We start from the raw sequence: 11,724 nt of genomic DNA, 5'->3' as shown, positions 1-11,724 counted from the left end.
GGCGTGCCGGTCACGCCCGGCTATCTCGGCGAGGTACAGAACCCGAAGCGCCTGAAGAAGGAAGCCGAGGCGGTCGGCTATCCGGTGCTGATCAAGGCGATCGCGGGCGGCGGGGGCAAGGGCATGCGCCGAGTCGACGCTGCGAAGGATTTCGACGACGCGCTGGAGAGCGCGAAACGCGAAGCTGCGAGCGCGTTCGGCGACGACCGCGTCCTCATTGAGAAATTCGTCACGTCGCCGCGGCACATCGAGGTGCAGGTGTTCGGCGACAGCAAGGGGAACGTCGTCCATCTGTTCGAGCGCGACTGCTCGCTCCAGCGCCGCCACCAGAAGGTCATCGAGGAAGCCCCCGCCCCGGGGATGGACGAAGTGACTCGCGAGGCGGTTTGCGGGGCCGCGGTGCGGGCGGCGCAGGCTGTGCATTATGAGGGCGCCGGGACCGTCGAGTTCATCGCCGACGCGAGCGAGGGTCTCCGCGCCGATCGCATCTGGTTCATGGAAATGAACACGCGCCTGCAGGTCGAGCATCCGGTGACCGAGGAGATCACCGGCGTCGACCTCGTCGAATGGCAGCTCCGCGTCGCGTCGGGCGAACCGATCCCACTTTCGCAGGACGAACTTTCGATCAACGGCTGGGCGATGGAAGCGCGGCTTTATGCGGAGGACCCCGCCAAGGGCTTCCTGCCCTCGATCGGCACGCTCGAACTCTTCCAGCTCCCCGAACATATGGGCCGCGTCGATACCGGCGTCTATGAAGGCGCCGAGGTCTCGCCCTTCTATGACCCGATGATCGCCAAGGTCATCGCCTGGGGCGAAGACCGTGAAGAAGCCCGCGAGCTCTTGTCGGAGATGCTCGAGGACAGCGCGATCTGGCCCGTGAAGACCAACTCGGCCTTCCTGATCAATGCGCTCGACCATCCCGATTTCGTCGCGGGCACCGTCGATACCGGGCTGATCGGCCGCGACGGCGATGCGATGACCGAAGAACCTGTGCCGACCACGCAGGCGCTGACCAACGCCGCGATGGCGATGGTGCCGCGCTCGCTGCAATCGGGGTTCCGCCTCAACGCCCCCGATGTGCGCTCGGCGCCCTTCCTGCTCGACGGCAAGCGCGTCGAGGTCGAACTCCATGGCCCCGGCGCCGAGGAGCCGTCGCCCGCGATGCTCGTTGCCGAGAGCGGTTCGGTCTGGCAGTTGACGCCGTGGCGTGCCGAAGCCAGCGCGGGCGTGGGCGCAGGTGACGGCGCGATCCTGTCGCCGATGCCCGGTAAGGTCATCGCCGTTGAGGTCGCCGCGGGCGACAAGGTAACCAAGGGACAGAAGTTGCTGACGCTCGAAGCGATGAAGATGGAGCACAGCCTGACCGCACCGTTTGACGGGGTCGTCGCCGAGCTCAACGCGGCCGCGGGCGCGCAGGTTCAGGTCGAGGCATTGCTCGTGCGGATCGAAAAGGAAGACGCATAATGGCCGGCAAATTTTTCGACGAATGGGTGATCGGCGAAACGCTGACGCACGACATTCGCCGCACCGTCACCGAAACCGACAATCTGTTCTTCACGGTGATGACGCACAATCCGCAGCCGCTGCATCTCGATATCGAGGCGGCAAAGGCGTCGGAGTTCGGCCAGATTCTCGTCAACGGCACCTTTACCTTCAGCCTGATGGTCGGGCTGTCGGTCGGTGACACGACGCTCGGCACGCTCGTCGCGAACCTCGGTTACGACAAGCTGGTGATGCCGAAGCCGGTATTCATCGGCGATACGCTGCGCGCGACAAGCGAAGTGATCGGCCTGAAGGAATCGAAATCGCGGCCCAATGCCGGTATCGTGACCTTCCTTCACCGCTGCATCAATCAGCGCGATGAACTGGTATGCCAGTGCGAGCGTTCTGCCCTTGTCCAGCGGAAGGCCAGCTAATGCGACTTCGTTCCCTCCTCTTCGTTCCGGGTGATCGGCCCGAGCGCTTCGCCAAGGCCGCGGCGTCGGGCGCCGACGCGATCATCCTCGACCTCGAAGATTCGGTGTCGCTCGCCAACAAGGACGCGGCGCGTCACGCCATCGCCGAATATCTGGCAGGAGCGCGCGAGGTCGTCACACTCGTGCGCGTCAATCCGCTCGACGGCCATCTGACCGCCGCCGACGTTGCCGCAATCGCTGCGGCGCGACCCGACGCGATCATGTTGCCCAAGGCGGAAGGCGCCCCGAGCATCGCGCAGTTCGATACCATCCTGCGCAGCGAGTCTGCCCGCGACGCGTCGCTCCCGCCGATCCTCCCGATCGCCACCGAAACGCCCGCGGCGATCTTCACGCTTGGCAGCTACCGCGAGACGAAGGATCGGCTTCTCGGGCTGACCTGGGGCGCGGAAGACCTGCCCGCCGCGATCGGCGCAACGACGAGCCGCGAGGCCGATGGCAGCTATACCCCACCCTATGAAATCGCGCGGGCAATGACGCTCTTCGCCGCTCACGCCGCGGGCGCAGCGGCAATCGACACCGTATTTCCTGCAATCAAGGACGAAGCCGGACTCGCTACCTATGCCGCGCGGGCGCGGCGCGACGGCTTCACGGGCATGATGGCGATCCACCCGTCGCAGGTCGCGGTGATCAACGCAGCCTTTACTCCCTCGGCAGAGGAAGCGGCGCGTGCGCAGGCGATCGTCGACGCCTTTGCCGCCAATCCGGGCGTCGGCGTGCTGCAGGTCGACGGCAAGATGGTCGATGCTCCGCATCTCAAGCAGGCGAAGCACATCCTCGCGCTTTCCGACTAACGGAAAATCAGGCGGAATTCCGCCTGAAAGGCCGGTGGCGCTTCATCCAGTTACGGCCGCGATGCCAGCTTTTCTTCAGCCCGCGTTCGGTCAGGCTCTCGAACATCGCATCAGGGCTGGCCGGATCGAGCAGTTCATTCTCGGCGATGAATTCGTCCATCGGCCCCGGCGCGACGAGGTCGAGCAGTTCGAGCGAGCGGCCCTTGCCGCGCAGCGCTTCGATCGTGTCGATCAGCGACCCGGTGCGTTCGAAGGTCGCAGCGACCTCTGTTTCCGCCACTTCGAGATGTTCGGCGATCAGCGATTCGCGTAACCGGGCGATCGTCGGACCGGCGCCTTCGTTCGCGGGGAGCGCGGCGTCGATGGTCACGTCGCATTCGCTGTCGAGCCCCATCGAGCGGTTGTTCATGTTCGCCGATCCAACGCGCAGAAAGCGGTCGTCGACGATCGCGGTCTTCGCATGGACATAGATTGGCTCGCCGCGTTTCGTGCGCGGATAATAGACCTTCAGCCGGTCGCCATGCTTCGCCTTCGCGATTTCGCGCACCAGTTGTACGCGCGCGGCATCCATCGCCATCTGTTCGAGCCAGCCATCGGCGGTCTTCGGCATCACCATGACAAATTCGGGCGGATCATCCTCGTTCAGCCGCTCGGCGATGGCCGCGGCGATCTTGCCGCAGGTGAAATATTGATTCTCGAAATAAATGAAGCGGTCCGCGGCGGCGATCATGTCGAGATAGAGCTGCTCGATCTCGCGGATTTCCTCATAGCCGTCATATTCGGCGCGGGTACGCGAGATCGCGACATCGACGCCTTTGAAATCGGGCTCCAGATCGTCGGGCCAATTCTCACCCTCGCCCTTCAGGTTGCGCAGGGGCTTTTTCGTCGCCCGCTGCCAGCGTTCGTTACCGAGATCGGCCAGCGCGTTGCCGACGGGTCCGGCTAGGATCATCGTGCTGTCGTGCCAGGGCATATAGGCCTTGCCATCGGGTGCGGTGCGGTGCGGATCGCCGTCCTTGTGATCGCGCGTATCCCAGCGGCGCGATCCGACGTCGATGCCGCCGCACACCGCGAGATGATCATCGAACACCGCGACCTTCTGGTGATGACTGCATCCGACCGGATGCGCGCTGTCGAGGCGGAAACTGATCGAGCGCGTCAGTTTCCAGCGCGCGACCATCGACAGGATGCGCGGCATCGCGAACTGCTTCAGCCCGCCGAAATTCCAGCGCAAGATGTCGATGTCGCGCTCGGGTTTTTCCTTTGCGAGCCGCAGCAGATAGTCGCCGAGCGGTTCGCCCTTCCCGTTCTTGTCTGGCTTCAGCGCGATACGCGGATCGAAATCCCAGCCGATGAGCAGGATGCGCTGTTCCGCATCGGCCATCAATTCTTCGAGCAGCGCATAATAATCGGCGGCGTCGACGATCATCCGCGCCTTTTCGGCACGTTCGATCCGCCAGCAATTGCGGCCTTCGACGACGATTGGCTGGAGGTCCCCTTTGCTCATCGCCGCCGACACGCATGGCGGCGGCGATGGTTGCAGAGGAACATCCTCAGGCGGCGAACTGTTCGGGCGTCAGCGCCATCATCGCGTCACTGCCCGCCTCGATCTTGCGGCGCAGCGATCCCGCATCGGGGAGGAAGCGTTCGCCGAAATAACGCGCGGTGACGAGCTTGGCTTCGAGGAATGCCTTGTTGCCGCGGCCTTCGGCGAGCGCCCTCTGCGCTGCCTCGGCCATCATCAACCACATCGAGCCCAGCGCGACGATGCCCATGATGTGCATGTAATGATGCGCACCGGCGCCGATATTGTTCGGGTTCGCCATGCCGTTCTGCATGAACCACATCGTCGCCGCCTTGAGTTCGCCGTTCGCCTTTTCGAGGCGCGTCGCGAAATCGGCAAGCGCTTCATCGCCCTTGGCGCGGGCGCATTCCTCATCGACGATCGCAAAGAAGGCCTGGATCGCGCGTCCGCCGTTCTGCGCAAGCTTGCGCCCGACGAGGTCCATGGCCTGCACGCCGTTCGCGCCCTCGTAGATCATCGTGATGCGCGCATCGCGGACATATTGGCTCATGCCCTGTTCTTCGATGTAGCCGTGGCCGCCGAACACCTGCTGCGCGTTGGTCGCGACCTCATAACCCTTGTCGGTGCCGAACCCCTTGATCACGGGCGTGAGCAGGCTGACGAGATCGTCCGCGCGCTGGCGCTCCTCTTCGGTTTCGGCGGCATGCGCCAGATCGACCTGCAGCGCCCCCCAGGTGCAGAGCGCGCGGAGGCCTTCGACCGTCGCCTTACCGTCCATCAACATGCGACGTACGTCGGGGTGCACGAACAGCGGGTCGGCCTTTTCCTGCGGGTCCTTCGGCCCCGTGAGCGCGCGGCCCTGACGGCGGTCCTGCGCGTACTGAACGGCATTCTGATAGGCGACATCGGCCTGCCCGAGTCCCTGAATGCCGACGCCAAGGCGCGCGGCGTTCATCATCACGAACATCGCGGCGAGGCCCTTGTTCTCCTCGCCGACCATCCAGCCCTTCGCGCCATCATAGTTCATGACGCAGGTCGAATTGGCGTGGATGCCCATCTTGTGTTCGATCGAACCGCACGAAAGCGTGTTGCGCTCGCCGAGCGAACCATCCTGGTTGACGATGAATTTGGGCACGATGAAGAGCGAGATGCCCTTGACGCTGTCGGGCGCGTCGGGGGTCTTCGCGAGGACGAGATGAATGATATTGTCGGTAAGGTCGTGCTCGCCCGACGAAATGAAGATCTTGGTTCCCGTAACCGCATAACTTCCGTCGCCGTTCGGAACCGCGCGGGTGCGAATAAGGCCAAGGTCGGTGCCGCAATGCGGCTCGGTCAGGTTCATCGTGCCGCCCCATTCGCCCGAAACCATGCGGGGAACGTAGGTTGCCTTCTGCTCTTCGGATCCCTTGACGAGAATCGCGGCGGTCGCGCCCTGCGTCAGCCCCGGATACATGGCGAACGCCTGGTTGGCGGCGTTGCGATATTCCTCGACCGGGAAACCGATAACGTGTGGCAGCCCCTGTCCACCGAATTCCTCGGGCGCGGTGAGCAAGCCCCAGCCGGCTTCCGAATAGGCCTTATAGGCCTCCTTGAAACCCTTCGGCGTCGTCACCGATCCGTCGTCGTGGCGCGTACAGCCTTCGAGATCGCCCGACTGGTTGATCGGAAACAGCACTTCCTCGCAGAATTTTCCCGCCTCGGTCAGCACCGCCTCGATCATGTCGGGGGTCGCATTCGCGAAGCCGGGCAGATTCGCATAACGCTCGATCCCGAGCACATCGTTGAGGAGGAACAGCGTATCCTGCACGGGAGCGCGGTAAACGGGCATGGGAAATCCTTCTGAAAAGCAGTTTAGCGTGTCAAACTTGCCTGGGGAGAGGCAGAGGGTCAGAGGTCGGGCGGCCTACTGGCCGGCATCGACTTTCTTCACCGTATCGATGAAACGTGACAGCTCATCTACAGCGCTGTCAATATCATCGCGCTGGCGTTGCAGCAGGCCGATGCGCTGTTCGCACTTTTCGATCGTCACCTGCCGTTGCAGCTTGCGACCGTCGCCGACGTCGTAAAGGTCGATCATCTCGCGAATGTCGGCAAGGCTGAAGCCTGTCCGCTTTGCACGCAGGATCCACGCGAGCCGCGCGCGATCGCGTTTCGAATAGATGCGCGACAATCCCTTGCGCGACGGGCTGATCAGCCCTTCATCCTCATAGAAACGCAGCGCGCGGGCGGTGACCCCGAACTCGGTCGACAAGTCGGTGATGCTGAATTGTTCGCGCCCCAGATGGTCGGGCGTATCGATATGGGCGTGGCCATATTGTTCGGTCATGCCGGTGAAACTAGTTTCCGTTGACGTGAACGTCAAGACCGGCAGGTTGCGCCGTTTCGAGGCAGGTCAGCCGCTGCAGGGACGTTGTATATTGCCGTGCCGATCGGCAATCCGCAAGTCCCCGGCGTCGCCGGCTGACCAGCTTGCGCGCGGCAGGCGCAAACCCGACAGCGACGCGCGATCGGGGCACAGGCGATCGCACTGCTGCGGCAGGTTCCCGGGAAGACGGAGCTCATCTTCTTCCTCGTGCACCGCCGCCTCGCAACCTTCCGCGCCGGCAAAGCGCATCCGCCAGCCGTCGCCTTCGCGTACCATCGTCCCGTGCGCGGCGCACGACAGCCCCGGTCCAAAGGCAGCGGTGACGGCAAAACGCCATTTTCCGGCGCCATCCGGGACGACGCACATCGCATCGCGGCCAAGGTCGTGCGTACGTTCGAAGACGCCCACGGGCGTCGGCGCTTCGGGACGGACGACCCCGCGTTCGCGTGCGGCCACCTCGAGCGGATTGCTGGCGTCGATACCTTTCGCACGCTCGTCCGGATCGGGCCGTCCGCACCCCGCCAGCAGCAGCGCCAAAACGAGTGCGGCGCTAGCCTTGGTCATCGTCTGCCAGGAAGGTCAGGCGGCCGTCGGCCTCGACGCGGCGATAGAAACAGGATCGGCGTCCCGTATGGCAGGCGGGACCGGCGGGCTTCACGCGCAGCAACAGCGCGTCCTGGTCGCAATCGACACGCATTTCGACAAGAGTCAGGCCATTGCCCGACGTTTCGCCCTTCCGCCACAATGCGGCCCGCGATCGCGACCAGAAATGCGCCTGCCCCGTCGCGCGGGTCCGCTCGATCGCGTCGGCGTTCATGTGGGCAACCATCAGCAATATATGGCTGTCGGCGTCGGTGACGATCGCCGTCACCAGTCCGGCAGCGTCGAAACGCGGAAGAAATCGGTCGGTCGTGTCGCGCTGATCGTCCATGAACCGCGCCTTAGAGCAGGATCGGAGCCGCTGCCACCCCGCGCTTCGCCGATGATGTGACAATATCGTGATTATGGGGGGCGACATTTGCGATTGCCGTCCCTATATGCGCCCCAGTCACTGCCCCCCTGCCCCTGGAATGACATGCTGACGACCCACCCATTCGATGACGACAAGCTCCGCGAGGAGTGCGGCGTATTTGGTATTCATGGCGCCGATAGTGCCGCCGCGGTTGTTGCGCTGGGCCTCCACGCCCTGCAGCACCGTGGACAGGAGGCCGCAGGCATAACCGCCTTCGACGGCAAGGAATTCCACACCCACCGCGCGATGGGCCATGTTGCGGGCAATTTCGACCGCGACGACATCATGCGCCAGTTGCAGGGCGGGTCGGCGGTCGGCCATGTCCGCTATTCGACGACGGGCGAAACCGCGCTGCGTAACGTCCAACCCTTGTTCGCGGACCTTGCCACTGGCGGCTTTGCCGTTGCGCACAACGGCAATATCTCGAACGCCGCCGCGCTCCGCAAAGTGCTGGTTCGCCGCGGTTCGATCTTCCAGTCGACCAGCGATACCGAGGTGATCATCCACCTCGTCGCGACGTCGGCCTATCGCTCGCTGCTCGACCGCTTCATCGACGCGCTGAAGCAGGTCGAGGGCGCCTACTCGCTGATCTGCCTGACCGCCGAGGGCATGATCGGCTGCCGCGATCCGCTCGGCATTCGCCCGCTGGTGATCGGCAAGCTCGGCGACGCGCATATCCTGGCATCGGAGACGGTCGCGCTCGATGTCGTCGGCGCCGAATTCGTGCGCTCGGTCGAACCGGGCGAACTCGTTATCATCCGCGATGGCCAATTGACCTCGCACCGCCCGTTCGCCGACCATCCGGCGCGCCCGTGCATCTTCGAATATGTCTATTTCTCGCGCCCCGATTCGATCGTCGACGGGACGAGCGTCTATTCGGTCCGCAAGGCGATCGGCGCCGAACTCGCACGCGAAAATCCGGTCGAAGCCGACCTCGTCATTCCGGTCCCCGATTCGGGCACGCCGGCGGCGATCGGTTATGCGCAGGAATCGGGCATTCCGTTCGAACTTGGCATCATCCGCTCGCACTATGTCGGGCGCACCTTCATCCAGCCGGGCGACAAGGTCCGGCACCTCGGCGTCAAGCTGAAGCACAATGCCAATCGGGCGTTGATCGCGGGCAAGCGCATTGTCCTGATCGACGATTCGATCGTACGTGGCACCACCAGCCTGAAGATCGTGCAGATGATGCGCGACGCCGGCGCGACCGAGGTGCACATGCGCATCGCGAGCCCGCCGACGCAGCACAGCTGCTTTTACGGCGTCGACACGCCCGAGCGCGCGAAACTGCTCGCGGCGCAGATGAGCGTCGGTCAGATGGCGAACTTTATCAACGCCGACAGCCTGTCCTTCATTTCGATCGACGGCCTTTATCGCGCGCTGGGCGAAGTGAAGCGCAGCGACGACGCTCCGAAATATTGCGACGCCTGTTTTACCGGCGACTATCCGACCACGCTCACCGATTTCGACGAGCATGGGCTTGAAGACCAATTTTCGCTGCTTGCCGAACGGGTTGTCTGACACAATGAATACGCAGTCTACAGAACTGGCGGGCCAGGTCGCGCTCGTCACCGGGGCGAGCCGTGGCATCGGCGAAGCGATCGCCGAATCGCTCGCCGCACGCGGCGCGCATGTCGTGATAACCGCGCGCACCGCTGGCGGGCTCGAGGAACTCGAAGACCGCATCCACGAAGCCGGCGGCAGCGCGACGATCGCACCGCTCGACCTGACCGACGGCGACAGCATCGCCCGCCTCGCGAGCGCAATCGCCGAGCGCTGGCAGCAGCTCGACATGCTCGTGCTCAACGCCGCGATGCTTGGTACGCTGACCCCCGTAGCCGCGATCGACGGCAAGGAATTCAACAAGACGCTGACCCTGAACCTGATCGCGCAGCAGGCGCTGATCGCCAATTTCGACCCGCTGCTGCGCCGCGCGACGAACGGCCGGTTGATCGCGCTGTCGAGCAGCGTCGCACGCGAACCGCGCGCTTATTGGGGCGCCTATGCCGCATCGAAGGCGGCGTTCGAAACGCTCGTCACCAGCTATGGCGCCGAGATGCGCAATATCTCGACCGTGCGCACCGCGATCCTCGATCCCGGTGGCACGCGGACCCAGATGCGCGCGCGCGCCTATCCGGGCGAAGATCCGCAGAGCATCAAGGACCCCGCCGCGGTCGGCGAATATGTTGCCGGGCTGATGGTCGAAGGCTTCGACAGCACAGCCTTCCACGCGCTGCCCAAGGTCATGGAAAAAGCTTAATACCATCTTCGCTTTCCTGCGCTAAGACACCCGCATAAGAGGGTTTGCGAGGGTGGTGGAATGACCAAGAATATTTTGCGATCGGCGATTGCCGCGGTGATCGGCATCGCAGTTGCTTTCGGGCTGATCTGGCTGGCACAATATGCCGGCAGCGAAATTTCGCCCGACGTCTACGACCCGAACAGCGGTGAAGTCCTGATCCCGATTGGCTCGACGATCGCACTGGTCGTCGGCTGGTTCATAGCTACCTTCGCTGGCGGCTGGCTGGCGATGCGTGTTTCATCGGGCACCGGCGCCGGCTGGATCGTCGCGGGCGCGGTGATTGGCGCGGGGCTATACCGTGCGGTGACGCTTGCCGACACGTGGTGGATGATGGCGCTAGGCGTCGCCGTCCCGCTTGCGGCGGTCTGGTTGGCCCAGCGCGCGACTGCAACCCTGACCGACTGACAACTCGTCGCCCCCGCGCAGGCGGGGTCCGCCGGCAAATTTTGCGCAACGCCGATAGCGGCCCCGCCTTCGCGGGGAGCGACGCTTACCTGGCTTACTTGGCCTCCTTGTCCACCGCAGCCTGCACGCTCTTGTAGAAGGCTTCGCGCGCCGCGCCGACTCCCTCGGGATCGGTTGCGGTCGGCCAGTTGCCGTTCGACGCAATCACCAGCTTGCGCTTGGGATCGATGAATATCCCCTGCCCGAAGATGCCCTGCGCGGCAAAGCTGCCGTCGTCGTTCGTCCACCATTGATAGCCATAACCACGGCCCGGCAGGTCGATCCCTGCCTGCTTCGTCGTCGCGGCGGGGAGCCAGTCGTCCGGCAGCACTTTTTTGCCGCCCGCAACGCCGCCATTCAGGATAAACTGGCCGAAACGCGCGTAATCCTTGAGGCTTGCCGACATACAGCAACCGCTGATCTCATGCCCCGTCGCGCCGAGCATCCACACCGCATCCTGCTCCATCCCGAACGGCTTCCAGACCTTTTCGGACAGATAGGCCGACAGCGTCTTGCCCGTCGCGCTCGACACCAGCACGCCGATGAGGTTGGTCTCGCCGGTCTTGTACACCCACTTCGACCCGGCAGGCGCTTCGCGCGGCAAGGTCTTCATATAGCTGACGGTGATATCCTCGCCCGCGACGGGCTTCTGCATGTTGAACAGGGCGACGTCGGATTTGGGATCGGTATAATCCTCGTTCCATTTGACGCCCGAAGTCATGGTGAGCAATTGCTTGACCGACACGTCGTCGTAGGCCGAGCCCTTGAGGCCGGGAATATAGGCGGTGACCTTGTCATCGAGGCTTTTGATATAGCCGTCCTTCACCGCTGCGCCGACAAGCGTCGAAGTGAAGCTTTTCGCGACCGAAAAGCTGGTCCAGCGCCCCGCTGCGCCGTAACCAAGCGCATATTTCTCGAGCCGGATCTTGCCGCCCTGAACGATGATCAGACCCGCATTGCGCTGCTTTGCCATATACGCGTCGACATCGGCGCCGAGGTCGATCGGCTTGCCTTGCGGCAACGGATAAACCGTCCCGCCGGCTTCGACCTTGTTGACGACCACCTTGGGAACGGTTTCCATCGTGCGGAAAGCGGCGTCGCGTTGATCCTGGGTCCAGAACAGCACATTCAGATCCTTTGGCAGTTTGTCGGTGGTTTCGGTGGGTGCGGGCGCATTGCACCCCGCCGCCGCGGTGCACAGCAGCACCGCCGCCAAAAATCGTCGCATATGCTATCCTCCCCCTGTTCTCAGGCTGTCTTTTCGAGCGTGACTTGCGCAACGTCGATCCCGCCGCCGCGAAAGCCACCC

General features: G+C 63.8%; 12 protein-coding genes. 6 read left to right on the top strand and 6 right to left on the bottom strand.

Annotation, left to right across the window (positions count from 1 at the left end; all coding sequences use genetic code 11):
• From VGD20_RS05445 to VGD20_RS05435, 3 genes are all read left to right on the top strand, one after another.
• Positions 1-1,464: acetyl/propionyl/methylcrotonyl-CoA carboxylase subunit alpha (locus tag VGD20_RS05445; RefSeq protein ID WP_331133476.1), on the top strand; the 1,464-nt coding region annotated here is incomplete at its 5' end.
• The gene (locus VGD20_RS05440; RefSeq protein ID WP_331133475.1) at positions 1,464-1,916 is read left to right on the top strand and encodes a MaoC family dehydratase; all 453 of its coding nucleotides are present in this window, start codon (positions 1,464-1,466) and stop codon (positions 1,914-1,916) included. The genes VGD20_RS05445 and VGD20_RS05440, both read left to right, overlap by 1 nt.
• Positions 1,916-2,767, top strand: coding sequence for a CoA ester lyase (locus VGD20_RS05435; RefSeq protein WP_331133474.1), 852 nt, complete (start codon positions 1,916-1,918; stop codon positions 2,765-2,767). The genes VGD20_RS05440 and VGD20_RS05435 overlap by 1 nt, the downstream gene beginning before the upstream one ends.
• 7 nt (positions 2,768-2,774) lie before the next feature.
• On the opposite strand, the gene VGD20_RS05430 is transcribed toward VGD20_RS05435, so the two are convergent.
• The 5 genes from VGD20_RS05430 to hisI form a co-directional block, all read right to left on the bottom strand.
• The gene (locus VGD20_RS05430; RefSeq protein ID WP_331133473.1) at positions 2,775-4,274 is read right to left on the bottom strand and encodes a phospholipase D-like domain-containing protein; all 1,500 of its coding nucleotides are present in this window, start codon (positions 4,272-4,274) and stop codon (positions 2,775-2,777) included.
• A 46-nt stretch (positions 4,275-4,320) separates the two neighbouring features.
• Entirely contained in the window at positions 4,321-6,120 is a 1,800-nt protein-coding gene (locus VGD20_RS05425; protein ID WP_331133472.1) for an acyl-CoA dehydrogenase C-terminal domain-containing protein, read from the bottom strand.
• Between the two features lie 75 nt (positions 6,121-6,195).
• A complete protein-coding gene (locus VGD20_RS05420) occupies positions 6,196-6,618 on the bottom strand; it encodes a MerR family DNA-binding transcriptional regulator (RefSeq protein WP_331133471.1) in 423 nt (140 codons plus the stop codon).
• A gap of 66 nt (positions 6,619-6,684) precedes the next feature.
• On the bottom strand, positions 6,685-7,221 hold the full coding sequence (locus tag VGD20_RS05415) for a hypothetical protein (RefSeq protein ID WP_331133470.1): 537 nt from the start codon (positions 7,219-7,221) through the stop codon (positions 6,685-6,687).
• A complete protein-coding gene (gene hisI, locus VGD20_RS05410; protein WP_331133469.1) occupies positions 7,208-7,588 on the bottom strand; it encodes a phosphoribosyl-AMP cyclohydrolase in 381 nt (126 codons plus the stop codon). Before hisI ends, VGD20_RS05415 begins: the two co-directional genes overlap by 14 nt.
• 144 nt (positions 7,589-7,732) lie before the next feature.
• Here hisI and purF point away from each other — a divergent pair, with 144 nt between their 5' ends.
• From purF to VGD20_RS05395, 3 genes are read left to right on the top strand one after another with little or no spacing between them, the layout of a single operon-like run.
• The gene (gene purF / locus VGD20_RS05405; RefSeq protein ID WP_331133468.1) at positions 7,733-9,190 is read left to right on the top strand and encodes an amidophosphoribosyltransferase; all 1,458 of its coding nucleotides are present in this window, start codon (positions 7,733-7,735) and stop codon (positions 9,188-9,190) included.
• Positions 9,191-9,194: 4 nt separating this feature from the next.
• Entirely contained in the window at positions 9,195-9,929 is a 735-nt protein-coding gene (locus tag VGD20_RS05400; protein ID WP_331133467.1) for an SDR family NAD(P)-dependent oxidoreductase, read from the top strand.
• A gap of 60 nt (positions 9,930-9,989) precedes the next feature.
• Positions 9,990-10,376: a hypothetical protein gene (locus tag VGD20_RS05395; protein ID WP_331133466.1), complete on the top strand. Its 387-nt coding sequence runs from the start codon at positions 9,990-9,992 to the stop codon at positions 10,374-10,376.
• Positions 10,377-10,470: 94 nt separating this feature from the next.
• Here VGD20_RS05395 and VGD20_RS05390 read toward each other — a convergent pair whose 3' ends face one another.
• Positions 10,471-11,643, bottom strand: coding sequence for a serine hydrolase (locus VGD20_RS05390; protein ID WP_331133465.1), 1,173 nt, complete (start codon positions 11,641-11,643; stop codon positions 10,471-10,473).
• Between the last annotated feature and the right edge of the window lie 81 nt (positions 11,644-11,724).

It is taken from the genome of Sphingopyxis sp., assembly GCF_036402335.1.
Lineage (GTDB): Bacteria > Pseudomonadota > Alphaproteobacteria > Sphingomonadales > Sphingomonadaceae > Sphingopyxis.
The sequence above is the reverse complement of the archived record's forward strand: the minus strand, read 5'-3'. Positions and strand labels throughout refer to the sequence as shown.

Coding starts and splice junctions, on each gene's coding strand:
- VGD20_RS05430 (WP_331133473.1), bottom strand. CDS start 4,274: ATGAGCAAAGGGGACCTCCAGCCAATCGTCGTCGAAGGCCGCAATTGC.
- VGD20_RS05390 (WP_331133465.1), bottom strand. CDS start 11,643: ATGCGACGATTTTTGGCGGCGGTGCTGCTGTGCACCGCGGCGGCGGGG.
- VGD20_RS05400 (WP_331133467.1), top strand. CDS start 9,195: ATGAATACGCAGTCTACAGAACTGGCGGGCCAGGTCGCGCTCGTCACC.
- VGD20_RS05435 (WP_331133474.1), top strand. CDS start 1,916: ATGCGACTTCGTTCCCTCCTCTTCGTTCCGGGTGATCGGCCCGAGCGC.
- VGD20_RS05415 (WP_331133470.1), bottom strand. CDS start 7,221: ATGACCAAGGCTAGCGCCGCACTCGTTTTGGCGCTGCTGCTGGCGGGG.
- VGD20_RS05425 (WP_331133472.1), bottom strand. CDS start 6,120: ATGCCCGTTTACCGCGCTCCCGTGCAGGATACGCTGTTCCTCCTCAAC.
- VGD20_RS05420 (WP_331133471.1), bottom strand. CDS start 6,618: ATGACCGAACAATATGGCCACGCCCATATCGATACGCCCGACCATCTG.
- VGD20_RS05395 (WP_331133466.1), top strand. CDS start 9,990: ATGACCAAGAATATTTTGCGATCGGCGATTGCCGCGGTGATCGGCATC.
- purF (WP_331133468.1), top strand. CDS start 7,733: ATGCTGACGACCCACCCATTCGATGACGACAAGCTCCGCGAGGAGTGC.
- VGD20_RS05440 (WP_331133475.1), top strand. CDS start 1,464: ATGGCCGGCAAATTTTTCGACGAATGGGTGATCGGCGAAACGCTGACG.
- hisI (WP_331133469.1), bottom strand. CDS start 7,588: ATGGACGATCAGCGCGACACGACCGACCGATTTCTTCCGCGTTTCGAC.